18 protein-coding genes and 4 tRNA genes are annotated in these 17,289 nt (G+C 67.0%); 15 read left to right on the top strand and 7 right to left on the bottom strand.

The window, feature by feature from the left end; genetic code table 11:
* Window positions 1-80: 80 nt before the first annotated feature.
* Window positions 81-154 (top strand) — tRNA-Arg (locus EFY87_RS11625).
* A 380-nt stretch (window positions 155-534) separates the two neighbouring features.
* Here EFY87_RS11625 and EFY87_RS11620 read toward each other — a convergent pair.
* Together EFY87_RS11620 and EFY87_RS20015 are read right to left on the bottom strand one after the other, a co-directional pair.
* A complete protein-coding gene (locus EFY87_RS11620; RefSeq protein WP_123271646.1) occupies window positions 535-1,140 on the bottom strand; it encodes a hypothetical protein in 606 nt (201 codons plus the stop codon).
* A 5-nt stretch (window positions 1,141-1,145) separates the two neighbouring features.
* The gene (locus EFY87_RS20015; protein WP_148043313.1) at window positions 1,146-1,337 is read right to left on the bottom strand and encodes a hypothetical protein; all 192 of its coding nucleotides are present in this window, start codon (window positions 1,335-1,337) and stop codon (window positions 1,146-1,148) included.
* Between EFY87_RS20015 and EFY87_RS20920 the strand changes: the two genes are divergently transcribed.
* Window positions 1,336-2,034, top strand: a complete 699-nt coding sequence (locus tag EFY87_RS20920; protein WP_245988602.1) for a YciI family protein — start codon at window positions 1,336-1,338, stop codon at window positions 2,032-2,034. The genes EFY87_RS20015 and EFY87_RS20920 overlap by 2 nt on opposite strands.
* Window positions 2,031-3,248: an RNA polymerase sigma factor gene (locus tag EFY87_RS11605; protein ID WP_123271645.1), complete on the top strand. Its 1,218-nt coding sequence runs from the start codon at window positions 2,031-2,033 to the stop codon at window positions 3,246-3,248. Before EFY87_RS20920 ends, EFY87_RS11605 begins: the two co-directional genes overlap by 4 nt.
* A gap of 12 nt (window positions 3,249-3,260) precedes the next feature.
* Here the strand turns inward: EFY87_RS11605 and EFY87_RS11600 are convergent, their stop codons facing one another.
* Window positions 3,261-4,415: a PrsW family intramembrane metalloprotease gene (locus tag EFY87_RS11600; protein WP_123271644.1), complete on the bottom strand. Its 1,155-nt coding sequence runs from the start codon at window positions 4,413-4,415 to the stop codon at window positions 3,261-3,263.
* A gap of 70 nt (window positions 4,416-4,485) precedes the next feature.
* On the opposite strand from EFY87_RS11600, the gene orn reads away from it, so the two are divergent.
* A complete protein-coding gene (orn, locus tag EFY87_RS11595; RefSeq protein WP_281276201.1) occupies window positions 4,486-5,097 on the top strand; it encodes an oligoribonuclease in 612 nt (203 codons plus the stop codon).
* An 82-nt stretch (window positions 5,098-5,179) separates the two neighbouring features.
* A tRNA-His gene (locus tag EFY87_RS11590) sits at window positions 5,180-5,255 on the top strand.
* Window positions 5,256-5,495: 240 nt separating this feature from the next.
* On the opposite strand, the gene EFY87_RS11585 is transcribed toward EFY87_RS11590, so the two are convergent.
* Window positions 5,496-7,208: a YihY/virulence factor BrkB family protein gene (locus EFY87_RS11585; protein ID WP_123271643.1), complete on the bottom strand. Its 1,713-nt coding sequence runs from the start codon at window positions 7,206-7,208 to the stop codon at window positions 5,496-5,498.
* 158 nt (window positions 7,209-7,366) lie between these two features.
* Here EFY87_RS11585 and EFY87_RS11580 point away from each other — a divergent pair.
* Together EFY87_RS11580 and EFY87_RS20315 are read left to right on the top strand one after the other, a co-directional pair.
* A tRNA-Lys gene (locus tag EFY87_RS11580) sits at window positions 7,367-7,439 on the top strand.
* A 157-nt stretch (window positions 7,440-7,596) separates the two neighbouring features.
* On the top strand, window positions 7,597-7,755 hold the full coding sequence (locus EFY87_RS20315) for a hypothetical protein (protein WP_158607607.1): 159 nt from the start codon (window positions 7,597-7,599) through the stop codon (window positions 7,753-7,755).
* Between the two features lie 117 nt (window positions 7,756-7,872).
* On the opposite strand, the gene EFY87_RS11575 is transcribed toward EFY87_RS20315, so the two are convergent.
* Window positions 7,873-8,430 (bottom strand): DUF6630 family protein, encoded by a 558-nt coding sequence (locus tag EFY87_RS11575; RefSeq protein ID WP_123271642.1) that lies wholly within the window; start codon window positions 8,428-8,430, stop codon window positions 7,873-7,875.
* Window positions 8,431-8,605: 175 nt separating this feature from the next.
* On the opposite strand from EFY87_RS11575, the gene tdh reads away from it, so the two are divergent.
* On the top strand, window positions 8,606-9,643 hold the full coding sequence (tdh, locus tag EFY87_RS11570) for an L-threonine 3-dehydrogenase (protein WP_123271641.1): 1,038 nt from the start codon (window positions 8,606-8,608) through the stop codon (window positions 9,641-9,643).
* 3 nt (window positions 9,644-9,646) lie between these two features.
* Window positions 9,647-10,843, top strand: coding sequence for a glycine C-acetyltransferase (locus tag EFY87_RS11565; RefSeq protein ID WP_123271640.1), 1,197 nt, complete (start codon window positions 9,647-9,649; stop codon window positions 10,841-10,843).
* A 98-nt stretch (window positions 10,844-10,941) separates the two neighbouring features.
* On the opposite strand, the gene EFY87_RS11560 is transcribed toward EFY87_RS11565, so the two are convergent.
* Window positions 10,942-11,238 carry a GroES family chaperonin gene (locus EFY87_RS11560; RefSeq protein WP_123271744.1) on the bottom strand — a complete coding sequence of 99 codons (297 nt, stop codon included), beginning with the start codon at window positions 11,236-11,238 and terminating at the stop codon, window positions 10,942-10,944.
* A gap of 28 nt (window positions 11,239-11,266) precedes the next feature.
* Complete coding sequence (locus EFY87_RS11555; protein ID WP_123271639.1) at window positions 11,267-11,551, bottom strand: DUF3618 domain-containing protein; 285 nt, start codon at window positions 11,549-11,551, stop codon at window positions 11,267-11,269.
* A 191-nt stretch (window positions 11,552-11,742) separates the two neighbouring features.
* Here EFY87_RS11555 and EFY87_RS11550 point away from each other — a divergent pair, with 191 nt between their 5' ends.
* The 6 genes from EFY87_RS11550 (at window position 11,743) to EFY87_RS11525 (ending at window position 17,268) form a co-directional block, all read left to right on the top strand.
* A complete protein-coding gene (locus tag EFY87_RS11550) occupies window positions 11,743-12,210 on the top strand; it encodes a peroxiredoxin (protein WP_123271743.1) in 468 nt (155 codons plus the stop codon).
* Entirely contained in the window at window positions 12,207-12,818 is a 612-nt protein-coding gene (locus tag EFY87_RS11545; RefSeq protein ID WP_123271638.1) for a class I SAM-dependent methyltransferase, read from the top strand. Before EFY87_RS11550 ends, EFY87_RS11545 begins: the two co-directional genes overlap by 4 nt.
* Window positions 12,819-12,864: 46 nt before the next feature.
* Window positions 12,865-12,942: transfer RNA gene (locus EFY87_RS11540), tRNA-Leu, on the top strand.
* Between the two features lie 329 nt (window positions 12,943-13,271).
* Window positions 13,272-13,919, top strand: a complete 648-nt coding sequence (locus tag EFY87_RS11535; protein WP_123271637.1) for a TetR/AcrR family transcriptional regulator — start codon at window positions 13,272-13,274, stop codon at window positions 13,917-13,919.
* A 79-nt stretch (window positions 13,920-13,998) separates the two neighbouring features.
* Entirely contained in the window at window positions 13,999-15,357 is a 1,359-nt protein-coding gene (locus EFY87_RS11530) for an aminotransferase class III-fold pyridoxal phosphate-dependent enzyme (RefSeq protein ID WP_158607606.1), read from the top strand.
* 78 nt (window positions 15,358-15,435) lie between these two features.
* The gene (locus EFY87_RS11525; protein ID WP_123271635.1) at window positions 15,436-17,268 is read left to right on the top strand and encodes an ABC transporter substrate-binding protein; all 1,833 of its coding nucleotides are present in this window, start codon (window positions 15,436-15,438) and stop codon (window positions 17,266-17,268) included.
* The last annotated feature ends 21 nt before the right edge of the window (window positions 17,269-17,289 follow it).

Here is a 17,289-nt window from a genome sequence, read left to right as displayed (position 1 = left end):
CATCATTTCGTGGCGCGGCCCCGGACTCAACTTGGCCCGCCGGTGCCTCGCGATAGGAGCGGCTACGCTGAGCGCGTCCGGCCCCCGTAGCTCAGCTGGATAGAGCAAGAGCCTTCTAATCTCTAGGTCGCAGGTTCGAGTCCTGCCGGGGGCGCAAGTTGCAGGCGACTCGGGTGACCGAGGAACGAGGTCGGACGAGCCGCGGACAAGTGTGCCGGGTGTGAACCTCGCCGCCAGGCATCACCCAATGGCTGGAACAACCCGCCGCCCACTCATCCACCCTGCCCGCTGGTAGGCACGTCGTCACATCCACGAGACCGACATGCGAGTGGGGACACGGGGGTGCCACGCTGAAGCAGACCCGAACGGACAGTGCAGCTCGCGACGCCGAACAGATCTACTACCGGAGGTCGGTGATACGCCCCAAGCCCTTCTCACGCCACCACAGAGACTCCTTGTTCCACGGTCTGAGCAGGGATTCCGCAAGTATGTGTGAGATTCGGGGACTGTCCCGTGAGGGCTAACCGGCCCGCATCACCTGGCCCACCGTCCCATGGTGTCGGCCGTGCCGACCAGACACTCGACGCTGCAGGGGAATCCGGCCAGCGCATAGCCGGTCAGTCGCAGGTGCCCCTCCACGCACACCAGGTCGTCGAGCCGCGGTCCGGCGAGGATGAGCGGCGCGAAACGAACTCCCCGCGCCACCGCTTGCGCCGCATCGACGAACCGCTGGTTCGAGACGCCGAAGACGCGCACCCCGTCGCGAACGCGCCTCGCCGCGTCGGCCGGCAGGCGACTGCCCCCGGACAGCTCGTTCCAATAGGAATATTCGATGTAGCGGACCCTGGCCAGCTCCACCGGGCTGAGCTCGGCCCGGATCCAGTGCACGTCGGCCGGCGCGGGGAAGTCCTCGTCGAACACGTCCCGCTGCCGGCCGTAGCCGCGGGTTTCCCCGAGCAGATCGCGGCGGGCACGGTTCGCGGCTTCGTCACCGAGGTCAGGATCGGTCAGCAGCTCCCCGGGCAGACCTGCCGCGGCCAGTTCCGCACGCAGCCGTGGCCCGAACCTGTCGCTGGCCAGTTCCCCACGAAGGAACCAGGCGACCATCTCGTCCTCGGAGCTATCCCGCACGATGCGCATGGCCGTCAGTGAGCTACGACGGGCCGGATCATCGCTCGATTCTGCCCGACCTGGCTGGACCAGCCGCCGGCTTCCGTGCTCCGGGATGATTGCAGGAAGATTTCTGCGTCACCTGTCCTTCCCGGCGCCCGCCATACGTCCTCGTGGATGAACGCACGGCCACCGCCGAGCGCGAACCCGAAGAAGGAGCACGACATGTTGTACTTCCTGACCCACGTTCACACGCCGGACGCCACCTGGGAGCCCGGGGTCGAGGACCGCGTCGAGGCGTGGTGGAGCGAGATGGCCCAGCGCGGCCTGGCACTCGACGGGGCGCGGCTGGACATGTCCGGCGGCGCCTGGTGCGTGCGCGGCAAGGACAAGGACGCGGTGGTCACCGACGGGCCGTTCGCCGAGACCAAGGAACACGTCGCCGGTTACGACATCATCGAGGCGGCGGACCTGGACCAGGCGATTGCCGCCGCGGCGGCTCATCCGACGACGGAGGCGGGCGCGATCGAGATCCGTCCGGTCGCCCCCGGTATGCCAGCACCGGAGCTCACTGAGGCCAAGCCAGGGCACGAGCGCTACCTGATGCTGGTGTGCTGGGACCAGCACGACGACGTCGAAATCCGCGCGGAGGACCTGCCCGACGACGGTGAGGATCCGATGCGCGGCTGGCTGCAGCAGACCGGTGAGCGGCGGCTGCACGGGTGGCAGCTGCAGCCGCCGGCTCTCGCGACGACCGTGCGCCGGCTGGACGGCACGACCGTCGTCACCGACGGGCCGTTCGCGGAGACGAAGGAGCAGATCGGCGGCTACGACCTGCTGGAGGTCTCCGACCGTGCCGAGGCGATCGCCATCGCCGCCGCGCACGGACTCCAGACGCGTGACCTGCGGCCGGTGATGGGGTGACCCGACCCGAGGAACAGTCACCGGTCGCCCCCGTCTTCGCTGCGGAGTGGGGGCGGCTGGTGGCCGGCCTGATCGCGTGGTGCGGTGACTGGGAACTCGCCGAAGACGGCGCCCAGGAGGCGTTCGCCCGTGCGGTCGAACGCTGGCCGGTCAGCGGTATGCCGGAGCGTCCTGCCGCCTGGCTCGCGACGGTTGCCCGCAACGCCATCCGGGACCGGCTGCGCCGCTCGGACACCGAGCGGCGCAGGTTGACCCTGGCGACCGCGGATGCCTCGGTCGCCGTCGATCTGGACTGGGCGGACGCCGAAGACATCCCGGACGAACGGCTGCGGCTGATCTTCACCTGCTGCCACCCCGCCCTGGCGATGCCGGCCCGGGTGGCGCTCACGTTGCGCACGCTCGCCGGCCTGACCACCGCAGAGATCGCCCGCGCCTTCCTGGTCACCGAACCCACCATGACCAAGCGGCTGGTGCGCGCCCGCGCCAAGATCCGCGGAGCCGGCATTCCCTACCAGGTCCCGTCCGCGGACCGGCTCCCGGAACGCCTCCCCGGGGTGCTCGCCGTGCTCTATCTGCTGTTCAACGAGGGGTATGCCGCATCCAGCGGGGACCAGTTGCACCGGGTCGACCTGACCCGGGAGGCAATCCGGCTGACCCGGCAGCTGCGGTCCCTACTGCCCGACCCTGAGGTCACCGGACTGCTGGCGTTGCTGCTGCTGACCGACTCCCGCAGGGCGGCCCGGGTACGGAACGGCCACGTCATACCGCTGGCCGAGCAGGACCGCGCGAGCTGGGATCGCGGGCAGATCGAGGAGGCGCTGAGCCTGCTCGACGGCGTCGGCGGCACCCCCGGGCCGTATCGGGTGCAGGCCCTGATCGGGGCCGTGCACGCGCAGGCGCTGACGGCCGCCGACACCGACTGGGCGCGCATCGCGGGGTTGTACCAATTGCTCCCGGCGACTCCGGTCACCGAGCTGAATCGCGCGGTTGCCGTCAGCATGGCCGTCGGTCCGGCGGCCGCGCTCGACATCGTGGACGCGGTGGCGGAGCCGCTGGCGGCATACCACCTCCTCCACGCGACACGAGCCGACCTGATGACGCGGCTGGGCCGGACCGCAGACGCACGAGCCAGCCTGGAGCGCGCCATCGAACTCGCGCCGACGACACCCGAGCGGCGCCTGTTGCGGACCCGGCTGGCGGCGCTCACGGACTGAAGCGGAGTCGGGTCAGGACGTCGTGAGGCCAGTGTCGTCGTAGTAGCGATAGAGCGCGGTGTCGAGGAACTGCTGCCGGGACCGACCGACGATGTCGAGCAGATGCTGCTCCTCGGTTGCGACGCGAGGGGTGGCGTCACCGCGGTCGATGCGGGCGCGCACCATTGCCAATTCGCTTGCGGCGTCCTGGAGTTCACGCATCTCGTCCTTGCTCGGATCGCCGCCGTGCCGCTCCGCCCAGGCCAGTGCATAGCGCCGCTCCTTGATGGAGGAGAGCATGACGACCTCCGCGGCCGTCAGGAGACCCCGGTCGACGTAGTGACCGAGTTCGTGGGCGATCAGCCGGGCCTCGTGCCGCCGGGCGAGCACGATCAGCGTAATGAAGGCCGCGAAAAGCGGCAGCTGCAGCAGCACGTAGAAGACGAGCCAGCCGTGCTGCGACAGCACTGCACCGAGGTTCCAGACGCCGTGCAGGGTCACCGCGCAGCACCAGCCGGTGAACGGCGCCACCCACCGCAGCAGGCGGTGCGGTGTGGTCGCGGCGATCCCGATCCCGATCCCCGTGCACACGGTGAACATCGGGTGGGCGAACGGGCTCATCACCACGCGCACCAGGAAGGTCGAGAACAGCCCGCGGTCGCCCGCCTGCGCATATCCGGCCGCGAGGTAGACGACGTCTTCGACAGCCGCGAAACCGGCGGCGGTCAGCCCGGCATACACCATCCCGTCGACGACCCCGTCGACCTCGCGCCGGCGAAAGAGGAGCAACAGCAACGGCCCCAGGCCCTTCAGCGACTCCTCGACGACCGGCGCGACCCAGGTTGCCGCGGAGGGGTGGGATGCGACCACCGGGTCGATCAGCACCGATCCGACGTCGTTGAAGACCGAGGCGACGAACGTTGCGATGCACGCGCCCCACAGCAGGGCGAAGACCAGCATGCCGGTCGGTTCTCGCTCGAAACGGTCCAACCAGAGGAAGACGGGCACGACGATGCCGATCACGATCAGCGAGAGCACCAGGCCGAGTGCGGTGCCGACGACGCCGGACTGGTCGTCGACGAGCACGAGCATGCCCAGCCCGCCGAGGGCGAAGCAGATCGCGATGAGCGCGATGATCAGCCACTTGCGTAGGGCGGGGCGCCGGTCCGGGCGGGGGGCGAGCGTCACCGGGGAACTGTATGTCGTGACGCCCCGCCATACCAGCCGGGCGGCGCACGGCAGGTCCTAGAGTGTCCGGGTGAGCGAAGACAAGGCAGCCAGCGGACGGATCGTCTGGATCGACTGCGAGATGACGGGCCTGAGCCTGACCAACGACGCCCTGATCGAAGTGGCGGTGCTGGTGACGGACTTCGAGCTGAACCAACTCGGCGATGGCGTGGACGTCCTGATCAAGCCGCCGCAGGCAGCGCTGGACCAGATGAACGACTTCGTGCGCGACATGCACACGTCGAGCGGGCTGCTCGACGAGCTCGCGGGCGGAGTCTCGATGGACGAGGCGCAGCAGCAGGTCATGGACTACGTGCGGGGGTTCGCTCCGGAGGCCGGCAAGTGGCCGCTCGGCGGCAACACCGTCAGCACCGACCGCGGTTTCCTCGCGCGGGACATGCCCGAGCTCGACGCGCACCTGCACTACCGCATCATCGACGTGTCGTCGATCAAGGAACTCGCCAAGCGGTGGTATCCGCGGGCCTACTACAGCGCGCCGGCCAAGAACGGCGGCCACCGCGCGCTCGCCGACATCCGTGAGTCGATCACCGAACTGCGGTATTACCGGGAGGCCGTGTTCGTCCCGGCGCCCGGCCCGGACACCGACACCGCCAGGTCGATCGCCGCGAAAGTCACCGCGTAGTTCCGGGGGATGAGGGGTGGTCACGAGCACCCCCTCGGAGCAGGTACGATTGTCCGCGCTGCCTCCACCGGAAGCAGCCATGGTGGGTGTAGCTCAGCTGGTAGAGCGTCGCGTTGTGGTCGCGAATGTCGCGGGTTCAAGTCCCGTCACTCACCCCAATGAAGTGCCCTACGGATTACTGGGAAGCGACCGTGGGGCACTTTCGTTCTTGCACTCTCTTGCACAGTCGAGGACTACGGTGCCGCAGCGCGCCGACCCATCACCTGTACCAGCCGGTAAGTGCCCACTCGGCACGGTTACCAGCGAGTAAACGCGGATACTCGCCAGTAACTGCCCACTCGGGATACTCCACGGCGACGCGAGCGGTGCCTCCTGCTCGATGAAACTCGGTCGTGCGCCTACCGAGCGACGCGTGCCGGGTGCGTCGCGAACCACTCGTCGCGGCGCTCCTGCTGCTCCTGCTCGACCCGCAAGTCCAGGACGCTCGGCTCAGGCTGCTTCGTGTGATGCTTCGGCGCACGCTGTTGCTTCGGCTGCGGCGGTTGCTGCGCGGCCTTGGCGGCCTTCTCGGCCTGGGCAGCGTCGTATGCCGCCCGGCGTTCACGCCGCTCCGCAAAGACCTCATCGCGCGCGGCGGTCTCCGGCGGCTCGAACTCGGCGCGGACCTTCTCGACGGCGTCCCAGCGTTGTTCGCGAGTGACATGAGACTCCGCGACGGCACGCTCTTTGTGCACCTCCTGCTCGCGCGCCTTGCGCTTGGCGTCCGCTTTCGCGCGCTGGCGCTCCAGGCGGTCACGAACCACCCGGGCCTTCGCGGACTTCAGCAGGAAATCGTCGCGGCGCCGCAGCCGCGACTCCTCGACGGCGGCTGCTTCGGCGTCCAGATCGTGTGCCACGGCATCTTCTCCTCGGTCGTGTCCGCGTGCCCGGGGTGCGCTCGCATCCCGCGGGCCGACCAGACCAGTCTTACCCGACCGGCCTGCGGTGCTCGCATCGCCCACCAACTGCGCCGCGCCACCCGCCAGCAGGACTGCGCGCCCGTAGGCGTTCCGGTCGCCCGCCGCCGTGCGCATCGACTCGAGCCGAAGCTCGTGGGCGACTTCATACTCCTTGGCGGCCTTCAGATCCAGTTTGGCGAACTTGGCCGTGCTCTTCTCCGGCAGCAGGATCAACTGCTCGGCCGGCAGCCCCGACTTCAGCTGCCGGGTGCGGAGCAACTCGGCGTCAACCTCCGCACCGAAGAGCACTGCGAGGTTCGTGATCCACAGCCACAGCATGAAGATGATCGCGTTGGCGAAGATGCCGTAGGTCTTCTGATAGCTCGCGCCGTGGCTGAGGCTGATGTAGATCGCCAGCGCAGCCGACGCGACCAGCCAGACGACGAACCCGATCAGGGCTCCCCAAGTGAAGATGTCACGTTTGCTCTTCTGCACATTGGGTGCGCTCCAATAGAGCAACCCGATGATCAGCACGACGATGAACACCACCACCGGCCATTTGGCCCAGTCCCACACCGTCACCGCGGTCTGGCCGAGACCGACCGAGTTGCCCAGTTCGCGCGCCACCGATCCAGTCGTGACGATGGCGAAGATCACCAGCAGGATGAGGACGACCTCGACGGCGGTGACCCCGAGCAGGGATATCTTCAGGCGGATCGCCGAGCGGCCCTCGCGCACGCCATACATCGTGTTGGTCGCGCTGCCGAAAGCTGACACGTACCCCGAGGCGGCATTCAGGGCGAGCAGCACGCCGATGACGAAGGCAATGCCGCCACCGCCCTGCGTGGTGACGTTCTCGACGAAGCTTCGGATCGTGCCCAAGGACGTGTCGTGCGGACTCTTGCCCAGGATGGCCGCGACCTTGACGATCACATCGTCAGCTGTCCGCTTGCCGTTGCCGAAGAGGTTCAGCAGGGACAACACCGCGATGAGCCCGGGGAAGAGCGACTGCATGGACCGGTAGGTGAGCGCGGCGGCGAGATTGGTGCATCCGTCGGAGCCGAACTTGCCCGCCGCACGCTTCAGCGCGACCTTCCAGTCGGCTCTCGCCGTCAGGTCCGGCGTCTCCTTCGGTCGTTCGAGTTCTTCCTCGTCCAGCAGGAGCATCGACATCCGCGGCAGTCCTTCGATCGGGTTGGAAGATGTGCGTCGGCTCTGCAACCTAGCGCCCCCTGGCGCGCATTGGCGAGCATCGCGCTTCGCGCATCACTGCCCGGCCCCCTCGATTTCATCTCTGCGGGTCTCGCCTGCTATGTTCTTCCTCGCACCAAGCGCCATTAGCTCAATTGGCAGAGCAGCTGACTCTTAATCAGCGGGTTCGGGGTTCGAGTCCCTGATGGCGCACCGAAGGACCCTCCGACCAGGCGAAACGCCTGACCGGAGGGTTTCGTGCTTTCTCCCCGGATCGGTCCCAGCCTCGCGGGTAGCCTGGCGGCCCATCGCGTCTCCCCACGCGAGCCGCAGACTCGAAGGACGGTCATGGAAGCTGACCTCGGGCAAGGTGCTCGTCCCGCTCATCGTGATCGTGGTCGGCTTCTCGACGCAGTACCTGCTCGCCAACCGCTACGACTGGGAATGCGGCGCCTGCGGTCGCTCCTTCAGCATCTCCCCGGTCATCGCCGCACTGATGCCGCATCGCTTCGGGGGCAGAAGCTGGTGAAGTGCCCCTCCTGCGGTGCACGCACCTGGGCGAGCCCGTCCGCAAGGAATAGCCGATGTGTGTCGAACCTGATTTCATGCTCGACACCCGAGTTGCTCCTCGAAGCGACTCCGACGGTCAGATGTCGAGGCCGTCGACCCCGTAGATCCGGCAGCCGCCAACGCGGCTCTCGCCCAGGCTGTCGAGATCGCAGCTTTCGACCGGCGCGAACGTGTACTCGTCGTTATCGCGCTCGATCAGGAGCAGCCGGAGTCCGACGCGAGCCAGATGCTCATCGACGGCGCGCAGGACGGCCGGGACGTAGTTCCAGCGGGTCAGGTTCTCGCCGAGCGAGGCCACCACCGCATCCTCGAGATCGTCCGGAAACACGGGGACCGGCAGTCCCCGCCTGCGGCAGGACTCGGCCACCATGGTGCGGACCTGGTGCTCATCGTCCTCGCGTGCGCAGTCGACCCAGCCGATCGTTCTACGCTCCAGTCCGATCGCCGACAACAACTCCGCCGGTGCCGGGGCCTCGTCGAATTCGTCCACTAAGAACATGTCGGCCACATCCGGATGCCGTTCGCTCCATCCGGACAGCCCCCACTCGGTCAGGTCGCGCTGGTTCTCGGCAAGCAAGTGCCGATCCTTGTCGTCGAGCAGCAGTCTCGCGAGAGCGTCGAACATGTCCGGCATGACGTCGAGTCTAGGAGTGACCCACTGGCGGGTGCGGGCTCAGGCCAACCGGCCGGTGGATGGCTCTATGCAGCGAGATTGTGGATCTCTGTCTTCAGATCGTCGCCGGTGACGAGTCGCTGTATGACGTGACCCCGCTCACGACCCGGAGTTGCGGCGTAGCAGACTGACTCCCGTGCGAGCACTGGCGAAGACAGGGGCCCGACCGGGCCTGGAAATGATCGAAGCACCGGAGCCGATACCCGGCCCGACCGACGTCAAGATCAAGGTATGGCGGGCCGGTCTCTGCGGCACCGATCTGCACCTCGAGGGCTGGGACGACTGGGCGGCTTCCACGGTGAAACCTCCGCTGATCACCGGCCACGAGTTCTTTGGGGAGGTCGTCGAGATCGGCGAGGACGTGACCAGCGTCGCCGTCGGTCAGAAGGTCTCCGGCGAGGGACACGTCGTGTGCGGCGAGTGCCGCAACTGCCGCGCCGGACGCCGCCACCTGTGCATCCGGACCAGCTCGGTCGGCGTCAACCGCGACGGCGCGTTTGCGGACTTCGTCGTCATACCGGCGTCGAACGTGTGGGTGCAGCCCGACGATCTCGACCCCGACGTCGGCGCAGTCTTCGACCCGTTCGGCAACGCGACGCACACCGCGTTGTCCTTCCCCATCGCCGGAGAGGACGTGCTGGTCACCGGCGCCGGGCCGATCGGGGTGATGGGCGCCGCGATCGCCAAGCACGTCGGCGCCCGCTACGTCGTGGTGACCGATGTCAGCGACTACCGCCTCGAGCTGGCGAAAGCCGCAGGCGCGGACCGTGTCGTCAACGTGGCCCGCGAGCGTATCGCCGATGCCCAGCGTGACCTGGGCATGCGCGAGGGATTTGACATCGCCTTGGAAATGTCCGGAAACCCTTCTGCAGTCAGCGAATTGATCGACAACATGAACCACGGTGGCCGCATCGCGATGCTCGGCCTGCCCGGCGATCCGTTCGCGATCGACTGGGGCCGGGTCATCACGCACATGCTGACCATCAAGGGCATCTACGGCCGCGAAATGTACGACACTTGGTATGCCATGAGTTCCATGCTGCAGTCGTCGCCAGCCCTGGAGCGTGCAGTGCGCTCGGTCATCACGCACCGCTTCCCCGCCGAACGGTGGCAGGACGCGTTCGCCGCGGCCCGGTCCGGCGAGTGCGGCAAAGTCGTCATGGATTGGAGCTGAACAATGGTCTACGCCAACAAGGACACCCTGGTCGCGACGCTACGTGAGATCGACGATGCGGGTCTGACCAAGCACGAGCGTGAGCTCTCGACACCTCAGGCGGCGCATGTCGAAACCGCCGGCAGTGCCGCGCTGAACTTCTGCGCCAACAACTACCTCGGCCTCGCCGACCACCCCGACGTCGTCGCTGCTGCCCGGGATGCGTTGAGCCAGTGGGGATTCGGTATGGCGAGCGTCCGCTTCATCTGCGGCACGCAGACCCAGCACCGAGAGCTGGAGCACGCGATCGCCCGCTTCGTCGGCACCGACGACTCGATCCTGTTCTCCTCGTGTTTCGACGCCAACGGCGGCATCTTCGAGGTGCTCTTCGGCGCGGACGACGCGATCATCTCCGACGAGTTGAACCACGCCTCGCTGATCGACGGCATCCGCCTGTCGAAGGCGAAGCGGTTCCGCTACAAGAACGCCGACATGACCGACATGCGTGCGCAATTGGAAGCCGCGCGAGCGGGAGGCTCACGGCATACGGTGATCGTCACCGACGGCGTCTTCTCGATGGACGGCTACTACGCTCCGCTCGCTGAAATCTGTGATCTGGCAGATGAATTCGGCGCACTGGTAATGGTGGACGACTCGCACGCCGTGGGGTTCGTCGGCGAGCGCGGCGGCGGCACACCGGAGCGCAGCGGCGTGATCGATCGCGTCGACATCGTGACGGGCACGCTGGGCAAGGCACTGGGCGGCGCGTCCGGCGGGTATGTCGCGGCCCATCAGGAGATCGTCGACCTGCTGCGCCAGCGTGCCCGGCCCTACCTCTTCTCCAATGCGGTCGCGCCCTCTGTCGTCGCGGGATCACTGAAAGCCCTTGAGATTGCTGGAAACTCGCTCGATCAGCGCCAGCAACTGGCGGCAAACACCTTGCTCTTCCGCACCATGATGACGGAGGCCGGGTTCGAAGTGCTGCCCGGCAGCCACCCGATCACCCCGATCATGTTCCCGGGGGCGGACGGAGCCCGCCAGGCCGCGCAGATCGCCGACGCGATGCTGCGGCGGGGCGTCTACGTGATCGCGTTCTCCTATCCCGTTGTGCCCCAGGGCAAGGCCCGGATCCGGGTGCAGCTGTCCGCGGCGCACAGCGAGGACGATGTGCGCGCCTGCGTGCGGGCGTTCGAGGCCGCCCGCGCCGAGGTGCTGGATTGAGCAGACCGGATCCCCAGCGACGCGTTCAGTGGCGGAGAGTCGGGGTCACCGCGAAGTATTCGGAGGAGCGAAGCGGGGGAGAAACTTCGTGGGGTGACTTATAGATAGAGCCCGGTCGACCCGGTGTCGACGCGCTGCGCAGCCACGGCGTGCAGATCGCGTTCGCGCAGCAGCAAGTAGGTCTTGCTCTGCAACTCGACCTCGGCACGCTCCTCGGGGTCGAACAGCACCCGGTCGCCGACCGTGACCTGGCGCACGTGCTGCCCGACGGCGACGACTTCCGCCCAGGCGAGCCGTTTGCCGACCGACGCCGTGGCGGGTATGACGATGCCGCCACCGGACTTGCGCTCTCCCGCGTCACCTTCGGCGGACACCAGCACCCGGTCGTGCAGCATCTTGATGGGCAAGTTGCCCGCGCCGGAGTCAGCCACGCGAGCGACGCAGGAGTCCGACGGTCAGCAGCACGACGGAGACCCCGCCGAGCATCATCGCGAGCTTCTGCGTGTTGAGTTCGCCGCCGGGGGTGTGGGTGATCCCGCCGAGCGTCAGCTTGACGTCCTCCATCTGCCGCTTGGCGAGTTCCTTCGGCTGTGCCCGGAACGCGAGTTCATCGATCGTGCCGGCCAGCCGCTCGCGGGTAGCCGCCAGATCCGCCTCGATTTCCTTGGCGGATCGCGTAGCAGGTTTCGCGGGGGCCTTGTCAGCCATGGGTGTCTCCTCGACTCGAAGTTCATTCGGCACAGTTGCGATGCCCGCGTCGTGCCGGCGGCGGCCACGGAGCCTGCGACGTGCCGCGCCGTACGGCCCGCGCATCGCATGTCGGGCTCGCCTGAGACGATAACGGATGGCAATCGACGTTCGCATCGCCCGCACCCGCGCAACAGATGGAGGTTCACCGCATGACACGGCTGGAGATCGGTGATCAGGCACCGGCGTTCACGCTCACCTCGGACTCCGGCGAGGAGGTTTCGCTCGCCGATTACGCAGGCAAGCATCTGGTGATCTTCTGCTACCCGGCCGCGATGACACCGGGCTGCACCAAGGAAGCATGCGACTTCCGCGACTCGCTCACGACCCTGCGGGGCGCCGGCTACGAGGTCGTCGGCATCTCCCCCGACGAGCCGGAGAAGCTCGCGAAGTTCGTCGCCAAGGAGTCGCTGACCTATCCCTTGCTGGCCGACCCCAGCAAGGAGGCGCTCACGGCATACGGTGCGTATGGCGAGAAGAAGCTCTACGGCAAAACTGTCGTCGGCGTGATCCGCTCCACCATCGTCGTCGCACCCGACGGCACGGTCGAACTCGCGCGCTACAACGTCAAGGCGACCGGCCACGTGGCATCGCTGTCGAAGGCGCTGAAGCTGGCATGACGGTCCCGTCGCGCTGGGAGCAGGGACACCACGGGTACGGCGCTCGCTTCGCCCAGCTGCTCAAGGATGGTGTCGACATCACCGGCGAGGCCCGGCTCGCCGACACGCTGCTGCCCCGCGGTGGCACCGTGCTCGACGCCGGATGCGGCATGGGCCGCATTGCCGCCGCGCTGGAGGCCGCCGGCCACGACGCGTATGGCGTGGACCTCGACGCGGAGCTGCTCGAACAAGCAGGCCGCACCTACCCGGCGCTGCCGGTCGCCGAGCTGCGACTGGAGGATGTGAGCCCGGATTCCCTTGCGGCGCAGGAGTTTCCCACGTCTTACGACCTGATCGTGTGCGTCGGCAACGTGATGGTCTTCCTGGCGGAGCGGTCCGAGCGGAATGTGCTCCGCGCGCTGCGATCGGTCATCACCGACCGGGGCCGGTTGCTGGTCGGCTTCCACCAGGGCGGCGTCAACCCGGCCTCCCGCAGCTACCCGGCGGAGGAGTTCATCGCCGATGCCGAAGCGAGCGGGTGGCAGTTGGAGTCGCGGTTCGCGACCTATGACCTGCGCCCGGAGCCCGGCGAGGACTCATTCTTCGTGGGCATCCTGCGCGCCGCGTGACGCGGGGACTCCGACGGACTCGGAAGCCTCTAGACTTCACGTCCGAGCGGCCGTAGCCCAACTGGCAGGAGGCACGGGTTTTAGGTACCCGACAGTGTGAGTTCGAATCTCATCGGCCGCACCACGATCTATCCCGTTTCGGTGATCGGGCCCGTTGCGCCTGCATGACCCGCAGCAGACGGCACCCGCGGCGGGTGTCTGGATCGACGGGCGAGGGGGCACACCCGCCGCTACCTACCACGGCTTCGTCACCAGCTGCCGGCGGCGACCTGGGCACAGAAGGCGAGGCGTCGCACACAACACTACGTCCCGGCCCGTGGCACCAGCCCATCGCCGCCGGCCCGGTCTTGGTGCCCGACAGCACCGACCAGCGTGCCACTCTTGCCCCGAACCAATCACGCGGCCGGCCGCACCGTCGGCCCGCATACGTCACGATCTCCCAGGAGGGCTGCCATGACCGCAACCGAAAGGTCGGCCGATCGGCGACGGCGCATTCTGCGCGCTGCGGCACAGGTCATCGCCGAACGCGGATTCGGCGAGACCCGACTCTCCGACGTGGCCGAGGCGGCCGACGTCAGTGCGCCGCTGCTGGTGTACTACTTCAGCACTCGCGAGAAGCTGCTGATTGAGGCCCTGCGATTCACCGAAGACTGCTTCTACACCGAGATCTCGGAGCATCTGGATCGCTTGTCGACGGCCCACGACAAGCTGGCCGAGCTGGTACTCATCTGCTGCTCCCCCGAACGCTCGATCGGACTGCCGCAGGGCTGGGCGCTGTGGTTCGACCTGTGGAGCCAGGCTCTGCGCAACCCACAGGCAGCCAACGATCGCAGCGAGTTGGACACGCGCTGGCGTGGCGTCGTGCGCGAGATCGTCATTGAGGGACAGCAGACCGGAGAGTTCGCGACGACCGCTGACCCCGACCGCTTCACCCACCTGCTGACCGCTGTGCTGGACGGGCTGGGAGTGCAGGTAGCCCTGAGTGACGCGACGGTCACTCCAACCCTGGCGCTCCACGTTGCTGCTGAGTGCTGTGCCCTGCACCTGAAGACCGAGTTTCAATTTGATAACGATCCATTCGGCACCTTGACCATTTATTGAACGGCGATTCAAACTCGAGCATCCCTTGGATGCCGACCCGAGGCGCCAAGAGGCCCACTCTTCGCTAAGGAGATCGTCAGTGACCGAGGTTCTCGCGCATCCTGAGGTCCATACCGACCTGCCCGGACCGCGCAGCCGGGAGTTGCTGGCCCGGCGCGACAAGGCATTCGAAGGCCCGTTGCGCAACTACATCAACGTTCCGTTCGTCCTCGGCGAGAAGCACGGCCACGTGCTCACCGACGTGGACGGCAACTCCTTCGCCGACCATGTGTCCGCGTGGGGCGCCGCGCCATACGGTGCCCAGCCACCGTCGGTCCGGGACGCCGTCGCCACCGCCTGGGACCGCTATGGAATGGAGATCTCGCAGTACCTCAGCAGCGAGCCGGTGATCACGCTGGCCGAGCGTCTGATCGACCTCGCCCCTGCCGGCATCACGCGAGTGGCGCCAACCGTCACCGGCACCGAAGCAGTCGAGGGCGCTGTCAAGCTGGCCCGTGAAGCCACCGGCCGGCCGATCATCCTGGGGTTCCTCGGGCAATATCACGGTGAGTCGACCTATCTGACCGCGACGACGTCGACCGACATGCCCGGCAACACGAGCCATTACACGCAGTACGTTCCCGGCGTCATTCTGTTGCCGTACCCACAGCGCTTCCGGGCACCCTTTCACCGCGGCCCCGGACCCCACGACGACACGCTCTGCCTGGATTACCTGCGCGAGTGGATCCTGCGATACCAGGTCGAACCCGAGCAGGTCGCCGGGGTGCTCATCGAACCCGTCGCCGGAGAGGCCGGCATCCTCGCACCATCGCAGGCGTTCTGGGACGGCCTGACCGGCCTCTGCCGCGAATACGGCTGGAAGCTGCTGCTCGATGAGGTACAGACCTGCATGGGCCGGTGCGGCACCGTCTTCGCGGCCGAACGCTGGGGATTGCAGCCCGACCTGCTGCTGGTCGGCAAGGGCGTCACCGGTGGTGGCCAAGCGGTCGCCGGCGTCTTGGGCACCGAGGAAATGATGGCGAACGCGCACGCACACCTCGGCGGCACCTACGCCTGGGAGCCCGCAGCGTGCGCCGGTGCGCTCGCCGGACTGGACCTGCTAGCCGACGGTCGGATCCTGGCGAACGCCAAGTCCATGGAAGCCATTGCGCACGAAGAACTTTCGCCGTTGATCGATGAACTCGGCCAGGTCGGCGACGTTCGCGCGGCCGGCGCGTGGGCCTGCCTCGAATTCGTCACCGGCGCAGGATCGACGGTGCCGGATCCCGCCTTCCAGCATGCCGTGCACCGTGCGGCGCTGCGCAAGGGCGTGTTCGCCATCAGTGAGGACACCAAGCCGCTCTACCGGATGCAACCGGCGCTGACGATGGAACTGGAATTGTTCCGCTGGTCGTGTCGCCAGGTCGCCGATGCCGCCCGTCAGGTGTCCGCCCGCTAGCTCGCGGCGCGCCGATACCACCAGTCGCACGACAAACCGTCAGTTCCCCAACCGCCGCGCCCAAAGGTAGGAATCAACATGAACAAGCGGATCAGCGTGATCGTGGCGGGTGCCACGATCGGAATGATGTCGGTGACGGCCTGCACCGGAGGTTCGGCGTCTACGAACAAGGGGAATATGCACACGACCTTCGCCACCGGGTCCAGCACGTCAGTCCCGGCGGCGGCCACCCAGAAGGCCGTGACGTTCGCCTGGCAACCCAACTCGGTGCCCAACTACATCTTCCCGCTGGACTCGGCAACCTATTACACCGTCCAGAACATGGAGCAGTTCCAGAAACTGATGTACCGCCCGCTGTACATGTATGGCGTGAACGGCCAGCCCGTCGTCCAGGCCGACGACAGTCTGGCGGACGCACCGGTCTTCGACAATGCACGCCACACGGTCACCGTCAAGCTCAAAGACCGCAGGTGGTCCGACGGCTCTCAGGTCACCGCGCAAGACATCATCTTCTGGCAGCACTTGGTCACCGCTGAGAAGGACCAGTGGGGCGGCTACGTGACGGGGCTCTATCCGGACAACATCAAGTCGGTGAAGGCCGACAATCCGCACCAGGTGACCTTCACTCTCGACGGCGACTACAACCACACCTGGTTCTGGTACAACGAGCTGACCTACATCACGCCGCTGCCGCAGGCCTGGGACAAGACCTCCGACGGTGGCGCGCCCGGCAGCGGCGGCTGCACGGCCGACGTCAACAAGTGCAAGGCGGTCTACAAGTACCTGTCGGGTAAGGCACGCAAGCTCGCTTCGTACGCCAGTGACCCGTTGTGGCAGATTGTCGATGGCCCGTGGAAGCTGAAGGCGTTCGACTCGTCCGGTAACGCGACGTTCGTGCCCAACACCGCCTACACCGGACCGCACAAGCCGAAGATCCCGGAGTTCAAGGCGGTAGCGTTCACGTCCACCGACGCGGAGGTCAACGCCCTCCGGTCGGGCAGGTCGGTCGATGTCGGCTACGTCCCCGCGGCGCAGGCTTCCGTGCCGCTGTCCGGCTACCAGCTTGTGCCCTGGCTGTGGTGGGGCGTCGACTACCTACAGCCAAATTACAACAACCCCAAGGTCGGTGCGATCCTCAAGCAGCTCTACATCCGCCAGGCGTTGCAGCACGTGGTCGACCAGAAGAGCGTCATCAAGGGCGCGCTCGACGGCTACGGAAGCGAGACAACGGGGCCGGTGCCGCTCAACCCGAGCAATCCCTATGCATCGGCGTATGAGAAGTCGGATCCCTATCCATTCAGTGTCGCCGATTCCAAGAAGTTGCTGGCCGGCCACGGCTGGAGCGTGAAACCGAATGGCCGGACCACCTGCACCGCACCCGGTTCGGGGCCCGGCCAGTGCGGCGCGGGCATCAAGGCAGGTGCCGTGTTGGAGCTCAACCTGCAATACGCCGACTACGGCACGTCATACGACCAGAGCATGAACTCCTTCCGGTCCAACGCGGCTCAAGCAGGCATCACGATCAACGTGCAGAAGGCACCGGCGAACACCGTAATCGGCAACACCGTGCGGTGCCAGCCCACTGACTCCACGTGCTCGTGGCAACTGTCGGAGTATGGCGGCTACGCGCTGCGCCCCTACCCGGCCCCTCTGGGCCAGGAACTCTCCAGCGGCAACAGCGATGGCAGCTGGAACGACCCGCACGGTGACTCACTGATCCAGGGTGCGGTGCGCGGCAACTCCGACGACGGACTCACGCAATACCAGAATTACTTCGCCAAGCAGTTGCCGCTGATCTGGCAACCGCTGCCGGTGCAGCAGCTCAGCATGATCAACACCAAGCTGCAGGGCGTGGTCCCGCAGAACCCGATGCTCACGCTGACTCCCGAAAACTGGTACTGGAGCAACTGACTCGGAGGGAGTCAGATCTTA

The sequence above is a fragment of the Flexivirga caeni genome (assembly GCF_003724155.1).
Classification (GTDB): domain Bacteria; phylum Actinomycetota; class Actinomycetes; order Actinomycetales; family Dermatophilaceae; genus Flexivirga; species Flexivirga caeni.
Note: the sequence above shows the minus strand (reverse complement) of the source record. Positions and strands in the feature narration are given on the sequence as shown.

Bases quoted from the DNA above. Each gene is read 5' to 3' on its own strand.
- EFY87_RS20015 (WP_148043313.1), bottom strand. From the start codon at position 1,337: ATGTCGTGCTCCTTCTTCGGGTTCGCGCTCGGCGGTGGCCGTGCGTTC.
- EFY87_RS20920 (WP_245988602.1), top strand. From the start codon at position 1,336: ATGTTGTACTTCCTGACCCACGTTCACACGCCGGACGCCACCTGGGAG.
- EFY87_RS11620 (WP_123271646.1), bottom strand. From the start codon at position 1,140: ATGCGCATCGTGCGGGATAGCTCCGAGGACGAGATGGTCGCCTGGTTC.
- EFY87_RS11545 (WP_123271638.1), top strand. From the start codon at position 12,207: ATGACGGTCCCGTCGCGCTGGGAGCAGGGACACCACGGGTACGGCGCT.
- EFY87_RS11565 (WP_123271640.1), top strand. From the start codon at position 9,647: ATGGTCTACGCCAACAAGGACACCCTGGTCGCGACGCTACGTGAGATC.
- EFY87_RS11555 (WP_123271639.1), bottom strand. From the start codon at position 11,551: ATGGCTGACAAGGCCCCCGCGAAACCTGCTACGCGATCCGCCAAGGAA.
- EFY87_RS11575 (WP_123271642.1), bottom strand. From the start codon at position 8,430: ATGCCGGACATGTTCGACGCTCTCGCGAGACTGCTGCTCGACGACAAG.
- EFY87_RS11535 (WP_123271637.1), top strand. From the start codon at position 13,272: ATGACCGCAACCGAAAGGTCGGCCGATCGGCGACGGCGCATTCTGCGC.
- EFY87_RS11550 (WP_123271743.1), top strand. From the start codon at position 11,743: ATGACACGGCTGGAGATCGGTGATCAGGCACCGGCGTTCACGCTCACC.
- EFY87_RS11560 (WP_123271744.1), bottom strand. From the start codon at position 11,238: ATGCTGCACGACCGGGTGCTGGTGTCCGCCGAAGGTGACGCGGGAGAG.
- EFY87_RS11525 (WP_123271635.1), top strand. From the start codon at position 15,436: ATGAACAAGCGGATCAGCGTGATCGTGGCGGGTGCCACGATCGGAATG.
- EFY87_RS11585 (WP_123271643.1), bottom strand. From the start codon at position 7,208: ATGTCGATGCTCCTGCTGGACGAGGAAGAACTCGAACGACCGAAGGAG.